Source organism: Rhizobium sp. 2YAF20 (genome assembly GCF_052114685.1).
Taxonomy (GTDB): domain Bacteria; phylum Pseudomonadota; class Alphaproteobacteria; order Rhizobiales; family Rhizobiaceae; genus Rhizobium.
Genome location: NZ_JBFRFF010000001.1, coordinates 181,952 through 198,980, shown reverse-complemented (window position 1 = coordinate 198,980; position 17,029 = coordinate 181,952). Strand labels below are relative to the sequence as shown.

Annotated in this window: 15 protein-coding genes; 3 read left to right on the top strand and 12 right to left on the bottom strand. The window is 60.1% G+C overall.

All coding sequences use genetic code 11. From position 1 onward, the window contains the following. Positions 1-2 precede the first annotated feature (2 nt). From glmM to ybgC, 10 genes are all read right to left on the bottom strand, one after another. Positions 3-1,355, bottom strand: coding sequence for a phosphoglucosamine mutase (gene glmM / locus AB4Z52_RS00950; protein WP_442215994.1), 1,353 nt, complete (start codon positions 1,353-1,355; stop codon positions 3-5). A 224-nt stretch (positions 1,356-1,579) separates the two neighbouring features. Beyond that, positions 1,580-3,523, bottom strand: coding sequence for an ATP-dependent zinc metalloprotease FtsH (gene ftsH, locus AB4Z52_RS00945; protein ID WP_442215992.1), 1,944 nt, complete (start codon positions 3,521-3,523; stop codon positions 1,580-1,582). A gap of 67 nt (positions 3,524-3,590) precedes the next feature. After that, complete coding sequence (gene tilS / locus AB4Z52_RS00940) at positions 3,591-4,892, bottom strand: tRNA lysidine(34) synthetase TilS (protein ID WP_442216626.1); 1,302 nt, start codon at positions 4,890-4,892, stop codon at positions 3,591-3,593. Positions 4,893-4,978: 86 nt separating this feature from the next. Beyond that, the gene (ybgF, locus tag AB4Z52_RS00935) at positions 4,979-6,010 is read right to left on the bottom strand and encodes a tol-pal system protein YbgF (RefSeq protein WP_442215990.1); all 1,032 of its coding nucleotides are present in this window, start codon (positions 6,008-6,010) and stop codon (positions 4,979-4,981) included. A gap of 182 nt (positions 6,011-6,192) precedes the next feature. Beyond that, the gene (pal, locus tag AB4Z52_RS00930) at positions 6,193-6,726 is read right to left on the bottom strand and encodes a peptidoglycan-associated lipoprotein Pal (RefSeq protein ID WP_442215988.1); all 534 of its coding nucleotides are present in this window, start codon (positions 6,724-6,726) and stop codon (positions 6,193-6,195) included. A gap of 152 nt (positions 6,727-6,878) precedes the next feature. After that, positions 6,879-8,186: a Tol-Pal system beta propeller repeat protein TolB gene (tolB, locus tag AB4Z52_RS00925; RefSeq protein ID WP_442215986.1), complete on the bottom strand. Its 1,308-nt coding sequence runs from the start codon at positions 8,184-8,186 to the stop codon at positions 6,879-6,881. A 112-nt stretch (positions 8,187-8,298) separates the two neighbouring features. Beyond that, a complete protein-coding gene (locus AB4Z52_RS00920; RefSeq protein ID WP_442215984.1) occupies positions 8,299-9,561 on the bottom strand; it encodes a hypothetical protein in 1,263 nt (420 codons plus the stop codon). Positions 9,562-9,570: 9 nt separating this feature from the next. Continuing rightward, a complete protein-coding gene (tolR, locus tag AB4Z52_RS00915) occupies positions 9,571-10,032 on the bottom strand; it encodes a protein TolR (protein WP_442215982.1) in 462 nt (153 codons plus the stop codon). A gap of 28 nt (positions 10,033-10,060) precedes the next feature. Continuing rightward, positions 10,061-10,780, bottom strand: coding sequence for a protein TolQ (gene tolQ, locus AB4Z52_RS00910; protein WP_442215980.1), 720 nt, complete (start codon positions 10,778-10,780; stop codon positions 10,061-10,063). 370 nt (positions 10,781-11,150) lie between these two features. After that, the gene (ybgC, locus tag AB4Z52_RS00905) at positions 11,151-11,612 is read right to left on the bottom strand and encodes a tol-pal system-associated acyl-CoA thioesterase (protein WP_442215978.1); all 462 of its coding nucleotides are present in this window, start codon (positions 11,610-11,612) and stop codon (positions 11,151-11,153) included. 135 nt (positions 11,613-11,747) lie between these two features. On the opposite strand from ybgC, the gene AB4Z52_RS00900 reads away from it, so the two are divergent. Genes AB4Z52_RS00900 through AB4Z52_RS00890 form a run of 3 tightly spaced genes read left to right on the top strand, consistent with a single transcriptional unit; the run spans position 11,748 to position 14,781 of the window. Beyond that, positions 11,748-12,968: an NAD-dependent epimerase/dehydratase family protein gene (locus tag AB4Z52_RS00900; protein WP_442215977.1), complete on the top strand. Its 1,221-nt coding sequence runs from the start codon at positions 11,748-11,750 to the stop codon at positions 12,966-12,968. Continuing rightward, on the top strand, positions 12,965-13,831 hold the full coding sequence (locus AB4Z52_RS00895; protein WP_442215975.1) for a glycosyltransferase: 867 nt from the start codon (positions 12,965-12,967) through the stop codon (positions 13,829-13,831). Before AB4Z52_RS00900 ends, AB4Z52_RS00895 begins: the two co-directional genes overlap by 4 nt. Beyond that, positions 13,828-14,781, top strand: a complete 954-nt coding sequence (locus AB4Z52_RS00890) for an NAD-dependent epimerase/dehydratase family protein (RefSeq protein ID WP_442215973.1) — start codon at positions 13,828-13,830, stop codon at positions 14,779-14,781. The genes AB4Z52_RS00895 and AB4Z52_RS00890 overlap by 4 nt, the downstream gene beginning before the upstream one ends. A 573-nt stretch (positions 14,782-15,354) precedes the next feature. Here the strand turns inward: AB4Z52_RS00890 and AB4Z52_RS00885 are convergent. Both AB4Z52_RS00885 and ruvB read right to left on the bottom strand, forming a co-directional pair. Next, positions 15,355-15,918, bottom strand: coding sequence for a DinB family protein (locus tag AB4Z52_RS00885; RefSeq protein WP_442215971.1), 564 nt, complete (start codon positions 15,916-15,918; stop codon positions 15,355-15,357). Between the two features lie 68 nt (positions 15,919-15,986). Beyond that, positions 15,987-17,027, bottom strand: a complete 1,041-nt coding sequence (ruvB, locus tag AB4Z52_RS00880) for a Holliday junction branch migration DNA helicase RuvB (protein WP_442215969.1) — start codon at positions 17,025-17,027, stop codon at positions 15,987-15,989. Positions 17,028-17,029: the final 2 nt, after the last annotated feature.

Genomic DNA, 17,029 nt, shown 5'->3' with positions numbered 1-17,029 from the left:
GATCAGGCGGCGGTTCGGACGTTCGAGATCAGGCCGATCAGATCGTTGACGATACGCTCGATCTGGCTGCGATCGTCGCCTTCAGCCATGACCCGGATCAAAGGCTCGGTCCCGGACGGGCGGATCACCAGGCGGCCGTTTTTGGCAAGCTCGCTCTCTGCCTCGGCGATCGCCTTCTTGACGATCCCATCTTCGAGCGGCCGTCCGCCCGTGATGCGCACATTGCGCAAAAGCTGCGGCACCGGCTGGAAGCGGTTGCAGACCTCACTCACCGGCTTACCGGTTCGCTTGACGGCGGCAAGCACCTGTAGTGCTGCGACAAGGCCGTCGCCCGTCGTGCCGTAGTCTGAAAGCACGATATGGCCGGACTGCTCTCCCCCGACGTTGAAATTGTGCTGGCGCATATGCTCGACGACATACCGGTCGCCGACCTTGGTGCGAGCAAGCGTCAAGCCCTTGTCGCCGAGGAAACGCTCCAGCCCGAGATTGGACATCACGGTCGCCACGATGCCGTTGCCGCGCAGAAGCTGATTGTCGGCCCAGCTCTCGGCGATGACCGCCATCAACTGGTCGCCGTCGATGATGTTGCCGGTCTCATCGACGATCACGACCCGATCGGCGTCGCCGTCAAGGGCAATGCCGATATCGGCCCTGACCTCGTCGACCTTCTTCTGCAACGCGACCGGGCTGGTCGATCCGCAGTTCAGGTTGATGTTCATGCCGTTCGGATCGTTGCCGATGGTCACCACTTCGGCGCCGAGTTCCCAGAGCACGGCGGGCGCGACCTTGTAGGCGGCACCGTTGGCACAGTCGATGGCGATCCTTAGCCCCTGCAGCGTGACGTCTCGCGGCAGCGTCCGTTTCGCGTGTTCGATATAGCGGTCATGGACGCCATCGACGCGCTTGGCGCGGCCGATATCATCGGACTTTGCCAGCTGCAGGTTAAGGTCCTTTTCGAGAAGTTCCTCGATCTCGCCTTCGAGTTCGTCTGAAAGCTTGTAGCCATCCGGGCCGAAGAGCTTGATACCATTGTCTTCATAAGGATTGTGAGACGCCGATATCATCACGCCGATATCGGCACGCAACGACCGCGTCAGCATGGCGACAGCGGGTGTCGGAATAGGACCGAGAACGAACGCATCGAGGCCCGCCGCGGTAAAGCCTGCCACCATGGCGTTTTCCAGCATATAGCCTGAAAGCCGGGTATCCTTGCCGATGACCACCCGGTGGCGATGGTTGCCGCGCCGAAAGATCGTGCCGACGGCGATACCGACGCGCATGGCAAGATCCGGTGTCATCGGGAAAACATTGGATTGGCCGCGGATGCCATCGGTTCCGAAATAGCTTCGCTTCATATGCACTCCTGCGATTGCAGCGCGCCATCAATGGCTGCGCGCCCGGCTCGGGCCAATCCGACTCAATAGAGACGGACACAACCTGAAAACATCAGGCTCATGACACAAATTGCGGTGCCCATCACGTCAATTACCGCAAATGAATATCATATCCCGTTACTGTAAAAAAAGGCCGGTACCCGAAAAGCGGGAACCGGCCTTGTTTTATCAACTGCTTATATTGCTCAGCGTGGTTGTGGCTCGAAGCCACCCTCCGGCTCCTCGCCCTTGGCACCGAGTGAACCATCTTTCTTGGCGCCCGTCTTCGGGACTGCCGAGCCGCGGCTTGGAGGCGTGTCGTCGCCGAGGTCACGTGCCGGCTTCTCGCCACGCAGCAGCGCCTTGATTTCTTCGCCGCTCAACGTTTCGTATTCGAGCAATCCTTCGGCAAGGATGACGAACTCGTCATGCTTGTCGGTCAGGATGGTACGAGCCTGCGTATAGGCTTCGTCGATCAGGCGGCGAACTTCGTTATCGATCTTCTGCGCCGTCGCCTCGGAGACGTTCTTCGACTGCGACACGGAATGACCGAGGAAGACCTCCTGCTGGTTTTCGCCATAGGCAACCTGTCCGAGCTGGTCGGAGAAGCCCCACTGGGTCACCATGGCGCGCGCAAGCTTGGTCGCCTGCTCGATATCGGAGGACGCGCCGGAGGTGATGTTCTCCTTACCGAAGGTCAGCTCCTCGGCGACGCGGCCGCCCATCATGATGCAGAGGCGCGAAACCATCCACTTGTAGCTCATCGAGTAGCGGTCGCCTTCGGGCAGCTGCATGACCATGCCAAGCGCACGACCGCGCGGGATGATCGTCGCCTTGTGCAACGGGTCGGCAACGGCAACATTTAGCGCCGTCATCGCGTGACCGGCTTCATGATAGGCCGTAAGCTTCTTTTCCGCCTCGGTCATTGCCGAAGAGCGGCGCTCGGCGCCCATCATGATCTTGTCCTTGGCGTCTTCGAATTCCGCCATGGTCACCATGCGCTTGTTGCGGCGCGCGGCCATCAAGGCTGCTTCGTTGACAAGGTTCATAAGGTCGGCACCGGAGAAACCGGGCGTTCCACGGGCAAGGACCTTCAGATCGACATTCGGCGCCAAAGGCACGTTGCGTGCATGCACCTTGAGGATGCGCTCGCGGCCGACGATATCGGGGTTGGGCACCACGACCTGGCGGTCAAAACGGCCCGGACGCAGCAGTGCCGGATCGAGAACGTCGGGCCGGTTGGTCGCAGCGATCAGGATGACGCCTTCATTGGCCTCGAACCCGTCCATCTCGACCAGCAGCTGGTTCAACGTCTGCTCGCGCTCGTCGTTGCCGCCGCCAAGACCGGCGCCACGGTGACGACCGACCGCATCGATTTCGTCGATGAAGATAATACAAGGCGCATTCTTCTTTGCCTGCTCGAACATGTCGCGCACGCGGCTAGCGCCGACGCCGACGAACATTTCGACGAAGTCGGAGCCCGAGATCGTGAAGAACGGCACATTGGCTTCGCCGGCAACCGAGCGCGCAAGCAGCGTCTTACCGGTGCCCGGAGGGCCGACAAGCAGCACACCGCGCGGAATCTTGCCGCCGAGACGCTGGAACTTCTGCGGGTCGCGCAGGAATTCGACGATTTCCTCGAGATCCTGCTTGGCTTCGTCGACACCGGCGACGTCGTCAAACGTGACGCGGCCGTGCGCCTCGGTCAAAAGCTTGGCCTTCGACTTGCCAAAGCCCATCGCCCCGCGCGAACCACCCTGCATCTGCCGCATGAAGAACAGCCAGACGCCAAGGATCAGAAGCATCGGCAGCAGTGTGCCGAGGTAGCTCAGGAAACTCGACGAGCCATCGGATTCCGGACGGGCCGAAACCGTGACGTTCTTGGCCTGAAGGCGATCGAGCAGACCGCTGTCGACAACTGGCAAATAGGTCTGGAAGGCCGTTCCGTTTTCAACATAGCTTCCGATGAGGCGGTTGCCCGTCACCGTCACGTCGCGCACGCGACCGGAGTCAACCTCTCGCAAGAACTGCGAATAGGGGATTTCCCGGGAGCTGGTCTGCGCCGGCGATGTCTGGAACATGCTGAAGAGAGCTATCAACAACAAGGCGATGATGGCCCACAGAGCGAAATTACGAAAATTAGGGTTCATTGAACTCCCCAGGAACTGAAACAGACCGCCTTTTTGGCGACCGGCATACTTGGCCCTTAACATAGGGTTACGCAGGGCCCTTGCCAAGGCAATCCGCGCCGACGGATGCACTTTCCGTCAATAACCCTTGAAGCGGCAGCTTCAAATACGGCTTTCTCTTGAAAGAGATTGCCAGCTGATTTGCGAAACGCAGGTCGAATCGCGTCAAAAAGCGGTCGAACGGTGCAAAATACGGAATGACGTCGACCACGGCACGCTCTTTTGAAGTCGATTGCCCATCGGCATCGGTCATCTTTGGCAACGCCGCACCGGCTCGCTGGACCGCAGCCTTCGGCAGCCCGGCGGCAAATACCGTCGCCCCATTGCCGCCGTATGCCTCCACTCTAACGGAGGTCGCGCCGCTGTTGACGATTTCGACGCGCCCATCCCAGATACCACGCGCGCCCGGCGCGATGGTCAAGGTCTCGATACCACGACTTTCCCGCATCAAATAGAGGCCGCTGCTGCGCAAATCGAAAACCACGCCACCCGCCGTTCGCCGTCCAGGCCGGCGCTCGGCCACGAAATCGAGGATGCGCTGAAGTCGTTCCCGACCCGGGCCAAACGGCTGGCCGCCCATCACGCCGGTGAGGTTGGAGATGGCATAGGCCAAGACAGTCCGATTAACCTCGAGGCCCTCACCGCGAATTTCCGCGAGCGAATTTTCATGGATTGTGACATGGGCGCCCAGCCAATCAGCAACCGCATTCGCGATCGTGGCTCGTCGGGCTCCTGCCTCGGCAAGTCCTGACATCCGCGTGCCGCCGGCGAGACGCTTGCGGGTGCGAACCCTCTCATAGTGCAGATCCTCATTGCTCGGATCGTCGATCCAGCCAATGCCTGCCTTTGTCAGGTAGGCGCGAATATCGGACCGTCGGCAGCAAAGAAAGGGGCGAAGGACCCATATCCTGCGCTCGAACAACACGGCATCGGCAATGCCAGTCCCGACACCAGGCTCATCTTCCGCAAGCCGTGCGCTTCGCATGGCAAGCGTCTCCTGCTGGTCGTTGAAGGTGTGGGCGGTGACGATCACATCGGCGCCAAGATCGGCCGCCGCATCCGCCAAAAGCGCGTAGCGCGCCTCGCGGGCCGCGGCCATGATGCCGCTCTTCGGCTTGTCGCCTCCCCAGATGCGAGTGACATGCGCAACACCGAGCCGGGCGCAAAGAGCCGCAACATCGAGCGCTTCCCCTGCCGCCTCGGCGCGCAGGCCGTGATTGATTGTCGCAGCAGATAGGGTGATGTCGGGAAGGGGATCAACTTTCAATTGGTCGGCAAGGGCAACCAATAGTCCGACAGAGTCGCTGCCGCCTGATACGGCGACCAGAATATGCGCCGGCTTGCAGATGGCGCTGAGGAACTTGGCGACGGCGGCTTCCGGGCTTTCTGCCGCATCCGCATTCCCTGTTTCAGGGGTCAGCAGGCGAGCCGCTTTTCTTCGCTGGCGACCTTGGTCACGACAGGCTTCGAGGCCTTCGGATAGCGCTTGGTCACTTCATGAAGCGTCGCGCAGGCGGTATCTTTGTTGTCGAGTGCCGCCAGCGACATCCCGAGTTTCAATAGCATCTCCGGCGCCTTTTCGGATGAGCCGTACTTCTTGTAGGCGTTGACGAAAGTCGTCGCGGCGTCGTTGTACTTGCCTTGCGAATAGAGCGCCTCGCCAAGCCAGAAATTGGCATCCGGCGAGCGCGCGGTCTCGGGATAGGCCCCGATATACTGCCTGAACTCTTTTTCGGCGATGCTATAGTCGCCCGACAGCACATGGCCGTAGGCGGCCTTGTACATGTCGCCTTCATTGCCGAGCGACGCCGTCTGGTCTCCGGCACCACTGGTCGCCGGAGCCGGGCCGGCGCTGTTGTTGACCTGGTTCGCCTTGCCGCCTACGGGGTTGCCCTTCTGGTCGAACTGGATCGAGCCGAGCTGGGCAGGCGGCTGGCCGAGACCGTTGTTCTTGGGTGCAACGTCCGGCATGTCGCTGCCGCCAGGCGTTTCGATGACCCGGGCAATGTCATCCGATTTGCCGCCGGCTGGCGCTGGCGGTGCATCCGCCTCGCTCTTCTTGATGGTGCCGCCGGTCGCGGTTGCGCCAGTTGCGCCGCCCTTCTTTTCCAGCTGCTGAAAGCGGAATTCGTTGTCTTCCTGCGTCTTGCGCATCTGTTCCTGCATCTGCAGCAACTGATAGCTCATTTCCTCGACGCGGCCGTTGAGCTGGCGCATCTGGTCTTCCAGCTGCTGCAGCCGCACTTCCGCGTCACTGCTCTGGACAAGCACCGGAGACTGGTTGCGGCTGACCGGTTCCTTCAGCGGCGCTGGCGGCGGCGTTGCCGGCTCCTGCTCAGCGCTGCGAGACCCCAGGTGAAGCCCGAAAAGCGACATGGAGAATGCTTCCCGTTCGGAGCCTGCGACCGCTGCGAGACAAAGCATGCCTGCCACGACAAGTTTTCTCATCTGTATCGTCCTGTCTTTCATGATTCTTCGCACCGACGGCGCGTGCAGGAGATTTTTACAATTGCTCTCAAAAAGCAACGGAGTTCGGCCAAAGTGTGGTCGAAAACGCAAACGCCACCCCGATAAAAGATAAAGGCGGCCGTCGGGGCCGCCTCTACCAATTCAAGAGCGTTGCGTCGCTATCAAGAACCGGCGCCGTTCAGCACCGTGACGGCGCGGCGGTTCTGCGACCAGCACGAGATGTCGTCGCAAACCGCGACCGGACGTTCCTTGCCGTAGGAGATCGTCTTCATGCGGTTGGCAGGCACACCCTTCGAAGCAAGGAAGTCCTTGGCGGCAGCGGCACGACGGGCACCGAGCGCAAGATTGTATTCGCGGGTGCCGCGTTCGTCGGCATGGCCTTCGACCGTGATGGCATATTTCGGATAGCGGGCAAGCCACTGTGCCTGGCGAGCCAGCGTCTGGGAAGCGTCTGCACGGATCGAGGAAGAGTCTGTATCGAAGAAGATGCGGTCGCCGACATTGACCGTGAAGTCCTGAGCCGAGCCCGGGGTCGCAGCACCTGCCCCATTCAGGCCGAGGCCATTGGCGTCGTTCGGCAGGTTCTTCTTGGAAGCGCAGCCGGCAAGAGCCAGACCAACGACCAGCGCGATCATGATCGGGTTGCGGGCGAAATTCTGCATGCGGCTCGCGGCCGGGATGTCAATACGGCTCATAGCCGGTCTCTCCTTGCGACTGTATTAAGGTTGCCAGACTGTAACCGCACGCGGTTAATCCGTTTTCAACAAACGTGGTTAATGAAGTCTAAATTGTCCCGGAAAAGCAACTCACAGGACTTTGCGGCGACAAAGTGACGAGTTGTGGACAACTACTCCAGCAGAGGCGACCAGGCAGGGTCAGATGCAAAGCCCGGCGTCTTGATCTGTTGTTCGTTATAGCCTGTCAGGTCGATCGAATAGAGTGCCGGACCGCTCGCACCAGCAGCCTCGCGGAAGAACATGATCACGCGACCGTTCGGCGCCCAGGTTGGGCCTTCATTGTGAAAGCCCGTCGTCAGCAGGCGCTCGCCCGATCCATCCGTCTTCATGACGCCGATCGAGAACGTGCCGCCGGACTGCTTGGTGAACGCGATCAGATCACCGCGCGGCGACCATACCGGCGTCGAGTAGGAGCCGTCACCAAAGGAAATGCGGTGCTGGTTCGAGCCGTCGGCGTTCATCACGTAAATCTGCTGCTTGCCGCCGCGGTCGCTTTCAAAGGTGATCTGCGTCCCGTCAGGCGAATAGGACGGCGACGTGTCGATCGCGGCCGTCGAGGTGAGGCGCGTCGTCGTGCGCGAGCGCAGGTCCATCGTATAAATGTTGGCATTGCCCTCCTGCTGGAGGCTCATGATCACCCGCTGACCATCAGGCGAAAAGCGCGGCGAGAACGTCATACCGGGGAAATTGCCGACGACCTCACGCTGGCCGTTGTCGAGCTGCAGCAGATAGACCCGCGGCTGCTGGTTTGCAAAGGACATGTAGGTGACTTCCTGCCGGCTCGGCGAGAACCGCGGCGTCAAGACAAGATCATTGCCGTCGGTCAGCATCCGGACGTTGAAGCCGTCCTGATCCATGATGGCGAGCTGGTTCTTGCGGGCAGTCTTCGGGCCGCTTTCGGCGACGAAGACCACGCGGCTGTCGAAGTAGCCCTTTTCGCCGGTGACCTGCTGATAGATCGCGTCGGCGATGATATGGGCAAGCCGGCGCCAGTTTTCAGGCTGCGTATAGAATTGCTGGCCCGTCATCTGCTTGGCAGCGAAAGTGTCCCAAAGCCGGAATTCCGCACGAAGCCTGCCGTCGGCCTCCTTGGTGACCCGGCCGGTGACGAGCGCCTGAGCGTTGATCGACGTCCAGTCCGGGAAGCGAGGTGCCGCATCCGAATTGGTGATCTTCTCGATGAAGGCAGACTTGTTGATCGGCGCAAACAGGCCGGAACGCTGCAGGTCTGCTGCGACCACGGCCGAGATTTGAGCGCCGACATCACCATTCGAAAGGAAATCGGTAATCGCAATCGGCAATGGAGCGACATTGGCTTTGCTGATGTTGAGCTGCACCACCGCGTAGGCCGGAGAGGCGAAAGCTGCCATCAAGCCCGCAAGGACCAGCAGGAGACGGACGAAGGAATTCTTGATCATATGTGACAAGCCTTTCAGCATTGATAGCGCAAGGGCGCCGGCATCGGAGCGAAGTTCAATCCGCTTCGGTCATGGTATTTATGGCGCGACAAGTTCTTGAAGACGCTCCGCATCAAAGCCCCAGGTCGCTTGCGTCAAAGGTAATGTCCACCGTGTTCCAACCCACAGCGCCATCGTATTTTTCAACGGGCAGCTTGTCGAAGGGCGCCGACATCAGCACGGCGCGACGAGCGCTTTCCGCGATGGTACGTCGCGTACCCTCCGGACCACCCGTTGCAGTGACATCAGGATCGCCCTGGATGTTGCCCGATTTATCGAGCTGCATGACGACCCTGACGCGCACCTCCGACGCGCCTTCCTGACCGGCACTCTGGATATTCCAGTGGCTGTGGATTAGGTCCTTGAGGCCATCCAGCTCGCTCGCACTGAGCTTGCCGCCACCAGCCGACTTCTTGCCGCCGAGAGCGGGATTCTGTGCATCCGCACCGGCCGAAGCGACCTGGGTGGAGCGCTTGGCACCGCCGGCAGACGAGGCCTTGTTCAGCATCTTCGAAATCGCATCAGGGTCGAAATCGCTGTTTTGCGCGTTCGAGCCCTTCGCCGTCTCACGCTTCTTGTCGTCCTTCTTCTTGCCGTCGTCGGGAGACTTGTTGGTGCTCTGCGTCACGGTCTTGTCCGTCGCCTTGGTGTCGGGCTTGACGGGCTCGGGTTTGACGTCAGGCTTGACGGGCTCGGGCTTGACGTCGGGCGTCTTGTCCGCGGTCTTCTGCGGCTGAAGCTCGGGCTTGACCACAGGCACGGGGATATTGGCCGGCACCGTCAGTTCGGCCGGCTGCGGCTGCGGCGGCGGTGTCGGCTGCGAGTCCGCTTGCGGCGTTGGCGGAGGCGTCGGTGCGGGGTCCGGCTTGGGTGGCGGGGTCGGGGTTGGCGTCGGTGGAGTTACTTCGGGCTTCGGCAGAGGTATCGCTGCGACTTCCTTGGGTGCCGCCTCGGTATCCTGCTGCTCGATCGTCTTGACTTCGTTCGGCTGCGGATCGTTCTTCTGAACCGGCGTCTCAACCTTCTTTTGCCCGGAAGCGGCATTGTCGTCAGTCGGGCGCGCCGTTGGTGTTGCCGGGTTCTTCAGGTCGATGGAATTGTTGCCGTTATTCTGGGCGTTGGCGACCTCGGTCTGCTTGGTCGTCTGCTTCTTCGACGCATGGTCCTTCACAGGTGCTGTCTTTTCACCCTGCTGGAGCTGATCCGCCGAGACGAGATCGACCGGCATGGCTTCGCTCTCCGGGGTCTCCAAAGCCTGCGGCGCGCCAATCGTCAGCAAGGCGCAGATGAGCACCAGGGTGTGAAGAATCGCAGATGTGACGACGCTGCCCCTCATGTCGGTCCGCTAATGATCCTGTTTCTGCTGGGTAACCAGGCCGATATTCTTGTAGCCGGCCTCCTGGATGCGCGACATGACGTCGGCGATCACGCCGTAGGGTGCCGTCGCGTCGCCGCGCACGAAAATGCGCTCGTTATAGCCTGTGGTGGCGATTGCCTGCAGTTTGGCCGCGATCTCGGTAGCAGGGATTTGCGTCTCCTGGATGAAGACATCGCCCGAACCCTTGACCGAAATCGTGATCGGCTGGGTCTGCGCATTGAGCGCCCCTGCCTGCGTCTGCGGCAGGTCGATCGGCACGCCCGACGTCATCATCGGCGCAGCCACCATGAAGATGATGAGCAGCACTAGCATGACGTCGACCATCGGCGTCACGTTGATTTCGGAAATAGGGCCGCCTCTGCCGTGCCCCCTGCGACGTCCGCCGCGACGACCGCCGCCCCCGCCACTGCCTCCAACAGACATTGCCATCTGATGTTACTCCGATTCTGTCCGTCGTTTACTGTGCTGCCGCACGCGGCTGCAGCTTCTCATCGATCTGGCGCGAAAGAATGGCGGAGAATTCATCCGCAAAACCTTCCATGCGCGCCGAAAGCTTGCCCGCATCCGCGGAGAACTTGTTGTAGGCAATAACGGCCGGGATAGCGGCAACGAGGCCGATGGCTGTCGCCAGCAGCGCTTCGGCGATACCGGGCGCGACGACTGCAAGATTGGTGGTCTTCGAACCGGCAATCGCCTGGAACGAGGTCATGATGCCGACGACAGTGCCGAAGAGGCCGATGAATGGCGCTGCCGACCCGATGGTCGCAAGAGAGCCGAGGCGCGCGCCGAGATATTCGGACTCGCGCGCCAATGTGACGTCCATGGCGCGGTCGATGCGCATTTGCAGACCGATCGGCGACCGGGCGCCGCGCTCGAAGGACTTTTTCCACTCGCGCATCGCCGCGACGAAGATGGCGCTAAGGCCTGTGTTGGTGCGCTCCGACAGCGTCCGGAACAGCTCCTCGAGCGACTGGCCCGACCAGAAAACCTGCTCGAACTGATCGAACTGGCGCCGTGCACGGCCGTAGCTCAGATATTTGTCGATGACGATTGCCCAGGTCCACACGGACGCGGCAAGCAACCCGAGCATCACCAGCTTGACGACGATGCCCGCCTGCATGAATAGCGACAGGAGGCTCACATCCGTCGTCGCAGCAGCCAATCCAACTTGTTCCATTGATCCAAAATCCCCGAATCCAAACGCCCGGCGCGTGACCGGGCGGCACAAAGTGATCTCGCAAGAAGTAACTGGCAGCCGCCAACTGAAGGCTTTGGCCTAGCCTCCAAGCTTTCACTTGCCTTCTTGCCGTCAAATTTGGTCAAAGGAAGGCGTGCACCGCACAATCTCCGACTTCTGTATTAAGACACTATTATGGTTAAAAGATTGTTAGCGCCTCGAAAGAGGGAAATGGCATCGAACAGATCCATTTTATCTTGTTGTGCCAAGACTTTGCCGGCCGCCCAAAGGAGCTGCCTACCTGAGTGGGGCAATTTCGTCACAGAAGTTGAAGCATTTGCGAGCTGTATTCTTTGAAATCCAGGCCGCCTTAGCCAACCTGCTCTGACGCCACCAGCATCTGCCGGGCAAGCGCTTCTGGCAGCCGTCGCGGCCTGCCCTTGGCGTTGATGACAGCGATGATCACCTTGGCTGCGATGAGAAGCAAATCGCCGCGGCGGATTTCCTGGGCAAGGACCATCTTTGCGCCACCGGCCTTTTCGGTCAGCGTGCGGATCGTCAGCACGTCGTCCATCCGCGCAGGGCCCTTGAAATCGATTTCCATGCGATGGACGACGAAAACAAGACCCTCCTCATCGGCACTCAGGAGCTCACGCTGCTCCACGCCGAGACAGCGCAGGTAGTCGGTGCGCCCGCGCTCGAGGAAATGCAGGTAGCGCGCATGATAGACCAGGCCTGAGAAGTCCGTATCCTCGTAGTAGACCCGCTGTGCCAGCAGATGTCCGTCCGAGGTCAGCTCCCCGGCAATCAGAAACGGGCCGCCATTGTTCATCACCAACTCCAAAAAAACCTGGGGACCCTCTTTGTCTGAAGACTGGTCAACGCGCAAGCATTGAACAATTGTCACATTTCCTAACTATCCGGAAAGATACCGGATGGCGACCAACGCGCAGAAGGAGACGATGGTATGAAAATTGCGGTTATGGGCGGTGACGGTTTCATCGGGTGGCCAACGTCCCTGCATCTCTGCGAAGCCGGACACGACGTCCATATCCTCGACAATCTATCGCGACGCTGGATCGACACCGAGCTCGGTGTGCAGTCGCTGACCCCGATGGACTCCATACAGGAGCGCACGCGCATCTGGCACGCCGAGACCGGCCGGCGCATCCATTTCAATCTCATCGATCTGGCCAAGGACTATGAGCTATTGAAGAAGTGGCTTGCCGAGAACAGGCCCGACGCGATCATTCATTTTGCCGAACAGCGCGCTGCGCCCTATTCGATGAAGAGCGACCGTCACAAGAACTACACCGTCAACAACAACGTCAACGCCTCGCACAATCTCTTGAACGCGCTGGTCGAGCTCAATCTCGATTCTCATCTCATTCATCTCGGCACCATGGGCGTCTACGGCTATTCGACGGTCGGCGCGGCGATCCCTGAGGGTTATCTTCCAGTCGGCATTGAGACGGCGGATGGCCGCACGGTCAGCCAGGAAATTCTCTATCCGGCCAATCCCGGCTCGATCTATCACATGACCAAGTGCCTCGATCAGCTGCTCTTCCAGTTCTACGCGAGGAATGACGGACTGCGGATCACCGACCTGCACCAGGGCATCGTCTGGGGAACACATACCGAGCAGACCCGCCGCCACCCGCAACTGATCAACCGCTTCGACTATGACGGCGATTATGGCACGGTGCTCAACCGTTTCCTCATTCAGGCCGCGATCGGCTATCCCCTGACCGTCCACGGCACCGGCGGTCAAACGCGCGCCTTCATCCACATTCAAGATTCCGTGCGCTGCATCGAACTGGCGCTGAAGAACCCGCCGGCGCGCAATTCGCGTGTCGAGATTTTCAACCAGATGACGGAAACCCATCGCATCCGCGATCTAGCGGAGATGGTCGCGAAGATCAGCGGCTCACAGATCCTGTGGCTGCCCAATCCACGCAAAGAAGCGGCGGAGAACGACCTCATCGTCGAGAACGAGAAATTCAGGAACCTCGGCCTCGAGCCGATCACCCTGAAGGCCGGACTTCTGAGCGAGATCGTCGACGTCGCCAAGAAATTTGCCTATCGCGTCGACCGCGCCCGCGTGCCTGCCGTGTCCGCCTGGACGAAAGACATTGCCACGACCGTCAACCACGATCCGGAAGGCAAGCGATTGAAGTCCGTGTCATGATGTTTGGAAGCGAAATGCTAAAGGGCCTGAGGCCGAGCAGAGGCCCACGCTCTCGCCAGGCCTATGTAACGCTGGTCACCAACGCCGACTATGCGATGGGCGCGCTCGCTCTTGCCCACTCCCTGTCCTACACCGCAACATCGGCCGATATCGTCGTTCTCCATACGGCCAGCGTCGACGAGCGCGACCTCACGCCACTCGAGCGCCTGGGCTGCCGGCTGATTGAAACAGCCCATCTGCCGCTTTCACAGGGTTTCAACGAACGGCATGCGCGTGGCAATCTGCACGCTGCAGCACCCTTCACCAAGGGCCGCAAGCCTTGCTTCCATTCGCCACTCGACAATTTCTGCAAGCTCCGGCTCTGGCAGCTTATCGACTACGACACCTGTGTCTTCATTGATGCCGATGCCGTTGTCCTGAAGAATGTCGACAAATTGTTCGAATACCCTGAATTTTCGGCGGCTCCCAATGTCTACGACAGTCTCGCCGATTTCCAGCGACTGAATTCAGGGGTCTTCGTCGCTCGGCCCTCGCTTGCGACCTTCGACGACATGCAGGCCGCGCTCGACCGACCGGGGGCATTCTGGCGTCGAACGGATCAGACCTTCCTCGAGACATTTTTCCCGGATTGGCACGGGCTGCCTATCTTTATGAATATGTTGCAATATGTATGGTTTACCATGCCCGCTCTTTGGGACTGGAACAGCATTTCGATCCTGCATTACCAATATGAAAAGCCATGGGAGCAGAATCACCCAAAGGCTGATAGATTGAAACCGCTGATTGATTTGTGGCATCACTTTCACACAGGGCACGGCGCCCCGGATGTTGCTGCTCTCGTCAATCCGAAAGAGGCAGCATGAAGGTTCTGGTATCTGGTGGAACGGGTCTTGTCGGTCGCTATGTCGTCGAAGATCTGTTGTCTGCCGGATACGCCGTTGCCGTCGGTGGCCGCAACGCGCCTGCACCCGGCCTGTTTTCAAAGCCGGTCGATTTCATTCCCCTGACGCTCGACCCCAACGTCGATCAGACAAGCGCTTTCGACGAAGCCTATTTCTTCGTCCACGCAGCTTTCAGCCACCTGCCCGGCAAATACCGTGGCGGGGAAGGCAACGACCCGGATGGCTTTCGCCATCTCAATCTCGGCGGCAGCGTGAAGCTCTTCGAGATGGCACAGCAGGCGGGCATCCGCCGCTGCGTATTCCTGTCCTCCCGCGCGGTCTACGGCGACAGGCTCGCGGGCGAAATCCTCTATGAAAACATGGCTGCGGAGCCCAACACGCTTTACGGCGAGGTGAAACTCGATGTCGAACGGGCATTGCTGTCAATGACCATTCCGGGCTTCGTCGGTGTGAGCCTGCGGTCAACTGGCGTCTACGGCGACCTCCACCCGAACAAATGGGAGACATTGTTCAGCGACTACCTTCGCGGTCGACCGGTGCAATCGCGCGCCGCGACCGAGGTTCATGGCCGCGATCTGGCACGCGCCGTCCGGCTGATGCTTGAAACCGAGAGCGCGCGCATCGATGGAGAAGTCTTCAATGTCTCGGATATCCTGACCGATACGCATGAAATCCTGGGGCTTGTCCAGGAAGCGACAGGCTGCGCGCATCCCCTTCCCCCATCGCCACCGAATTCCATCGTCAGCGAGATGGATACGACAAAGATCCAGGCGCTCGGCTGGACGGGCGGCGGCAAGGCCTTGTTGAGAGAGACGATCCGAAATATGGCCAGAGCTTTTGCCTCGCTGAATTCTCCCGAAGTGTCACCGCCGTCTTGCTCCAGGCAAGAACCTCAAGCTCGCTCCCTCTGAAGCGGCCGATCATCGGCGACGAAAGCGGCAGCTGGGTGAGTACGTTCCCATTGTTTGGAGGCAGCCTTGAGGTCGGATGCATATCCAGTGAATCGCAAATTAGCCATAAGCTAGACAACCTGTAAGTTGCATTCGAATATGAACGCATCTTATTAGAGAATTTACTCGTTATCGTGGTATCTTTGAGTGGAGAACGCCATGATCGATCAGCTTCTTGCAACTTACGAACAATCGAGCGTATGGCGATTTCGCCGGACGCCGACCTTATCGACAAAGGTCTGAACGGCAACCGCGCCCTGAAGATCATCAAAGCCTTCTCAATCACACCGCCATCGAGCTCGACGTCAATAAGCGGAATGAATTTCCAACACCGGCAATCACATGAGCATGGTCATGGGATGCCATGCCCGCGCGATTGCGGCCTTCATTGACGAGCGGTTGGGCATGCCGCCTGCAATGGCAGTCAACCCGAAACCGAGTATTCGGCCGTCCCCATTGTCGACCAGCGACAATCCGAACCACCGACCGAGCTGTAAGTGAGCGATCGGCGACCGCCGCCGTCGCTCGGTCTCATTAAGACATCAGCACGGTCTCGCTCCAGCCGAGTGCCGCAAGTTCGCTACCTCTGAAGCGGCAATCGTCCGCGACGATGAATTCATCAAGCTGCGGCGGCTTGACGCTGCTGCCGGCGAGCATCGCATGCACCTGGCCTCGGTGATGGGTTTGATGCTGAAACAGATGGCTCAGCAAATCCTCCATAAGTTCCGACTGAATGCGCTCGTCGCGATGGAGATTGACGACACTTGCGAGGGTCTCAGGGGTCGACCTCTCGCAGACGGCCACCAGCCGGCTGTCCACCCTGGCCTGCTCGGCGGCAAGCGCGCCGATCGTCTGGCAGGGCTCCTCGACTTTCCAGGCTTCGCTGCCAAGGCTTCCGCCTTCCAAACCGTCGACATAGAACCAGTCGACAACCAGAATGTGATTGAGCGTTGCCTTGATGGACGGAAAGAAGCTGGTTCGCAGCGCTTCGAACTCCCCCAAAGCAAGTTGCGCGCAGGCCTGATGCAGCCTGTAATTGGCGAGCGCATTATTATAGGCGAGCTTGCGAAATACGCGGCAAGGATTGAAATCAGCCATTCAACTTCCTCTGGAGCTTATGAGGACCTTGGCGTCTATAGCTCGCCCTCCGGCGCGCAAGCAGAAACCTAGTCATCTTCCTGGAACAGGCGAAACTGAGCCGCTTCGAGATCCTGAGGCGGCTGCATGCCGAGATGCTTCCAGGCAATCGCCGTCAGTACGCGCCCGCGCGGGGTTCGCTGGATAAAGCCCTGCTGGATCATGTAAGGCTCGATGATATCCTCGATCGCGTCGCGCGGCTCGGAAAGCCCGGCAGCGATGGTTTCGATGCCGACCGGCCCGCCACCGAAATTGACGGCGATCATGTTCAGATAGCGCTTGTCCAATTGGTCGAGGCCGAGATTGTCGACAAGCAGCCGCGTCAGTGCCTCGTCGGCGATCTGCTTCGTCACCGCCTCGGCCTTGGCGACCTCGGCAAAATCCCGGACCCGCCGCAGCAGGCGGCCGGCGATACGCGGTGTGCCCCGCGCGCGGCGGGCGATTTCTCTCGCTCCCTCCTCGGTAACGCCAAGTCCCATCAGCCGGGCGCCGCGCCGCACGATTAGCTCCAGCTCCTCGACCGTATAGAAGTTGAGCCGCACCGGAATGCCGAAGCGATCGCGCAGGGGGGTCGTCAGCAGGCCCAGACGGGTGGTCGCTGCCACCAGTGTGAATTTGGCCAGATCGATCTTCACCGAACGCGCCGCCGGTCCCTCGCCGATGATGAGATCAAGCTGAAAATCCTCCATCGCCGGATAGAGGATTTCCTCGACTGCCGGGCTGAGGCGATGGATTTCGTCGATGAAGAGCACGTCGCGGTCTTCGAGATTGGTCAGCAGGGCTGCCAGATCACCGGCCTTGGCAATGACAGGCCCCGAAGTCGAGCGGAAATTGACGCCGAGTTCCTTCGCCATGATCTGCGCCAATGTCGTCTTGCCAAGGCCAGGCGGACCAACGAAGAGGACGTGATCCAAAGCCTCGCCGCGACCCTTGGCAGCTTCGATGAACACCTTCAGATTGGCGCGGGCCTCTGCCTGCCCGGTAAATTCGTCCAGCGACTGCGGCCGCAGCGTCACGTCGAAGTCTTCCCCGCGCTTGTCGGGCGATATCAGACGGGCGGGTTCGCTCATAT

What these genes read in the sequence shown, in the direction of transcription:
- AB4Z52_RS00890 (WP_442215973.1), top strand. Translation starts at nt 13,828, where the DNA reads ATGAAGGTTCTGGTATCTGGTGGAACGGGTCTTGTCGGTCGCTATGTC.
- tolR (WP_442215982.1), bottom strand. Translation starts at nt 10,032, where the DNA reads ATGGCAATGTCTGTTGGAGGCAGTGGCGGGGGCGGCGGTCGTCGCGGC.
- ruvB (WP_442215969.1), bottom strand. Translation starts at nt 17,027, where the DNA reads ATGAGCGAACCCGCCCGTCTGATATCGCCCGACAAGCGCGGGGAAGAC.
- ybgC (WP_442215978.1), bottom strand. Translation starts at nt 11,612, where the DNA reads ATGAACAATGGCGGCCCGTTTCTGATTGCCGGGGAGCTGACCTCGGAC.
- ftsH (WP_442215992.1), bottom strand. Translation starts at nt 3,523, where the DNA reads ATGAACCCTAATTTTCGTAATTTCGCTCTGTGGGCCATCATCGCCTTG.
- AB4Z52_RS00920 (WP_442215984.1), bottom strand. Translation starts at nt 9,561, where the DNA reads ATGAGGGGCAGCGTCGTCACATCTGCGATTCTTCACACCCTGGTGCTC.
- AB4Z52_RS00895 (WP_442215975.1), top strand. Translation starts at nt 12,965, where the DNA reads ATGATGTTTGGAAGCGAAATGCTAAAGGGCCTGAGGCCGAGCAGAGGC.
- tolB (WP_442215986.1), bottom strand. Translation starts at nt 8,186, where the DNA reads ATGATCAAGAATTCCTTCGTCCGTCTCCTGCTGGTCCTTGCGGGCTTG.
- pal (WP_442215988.1), bottom strand. Translation starts at nt 6,726, where the DNA reads ATGAGCCGTATTGACATCCCGGCCGCGAGCCGCATGCAGAATTTCGCC.
- glmM (WP_442215994.1), bottom strand. Translation starts at nt 1,355, where the DNA reads ATGAAGCGAAGCTATTTCGGAACCGATGGCATCCGCGGCCAATCCAAT.
- AB4Z52_RS00900 (WP_442215977.1), top strand. Translation starts at nt 11,748, where the DNA reads ATGAAAATTGCGGTTATGGGCGGTGACGGTTTCATCGGGTGGCCAACG.
- AB4Z52_RS00885 (WP_442215971.1), bottom strand. Translation starts at nt 15,918, where the DNA reads ATGGCTGATTTCAATCCTTGCCGCGTATTTCGCAAGCTCGCCTATAAT.
- tolQ (WP_442215980.1), bottom strand. Translation starts at nt 10,780, where the DNA reads ATGGAACAAGTTGGATTGGCTGCTGCGACGACGGATGTGAGCCTCCTG.
- ybgF (WP_442215990.1), bottom strand. Translation starts at nt 6,010, where the DNA reads ATGAGAAAACTTGTCGTGGCAGGCATGCTTTGTCTCGCAGCGGTCGCA.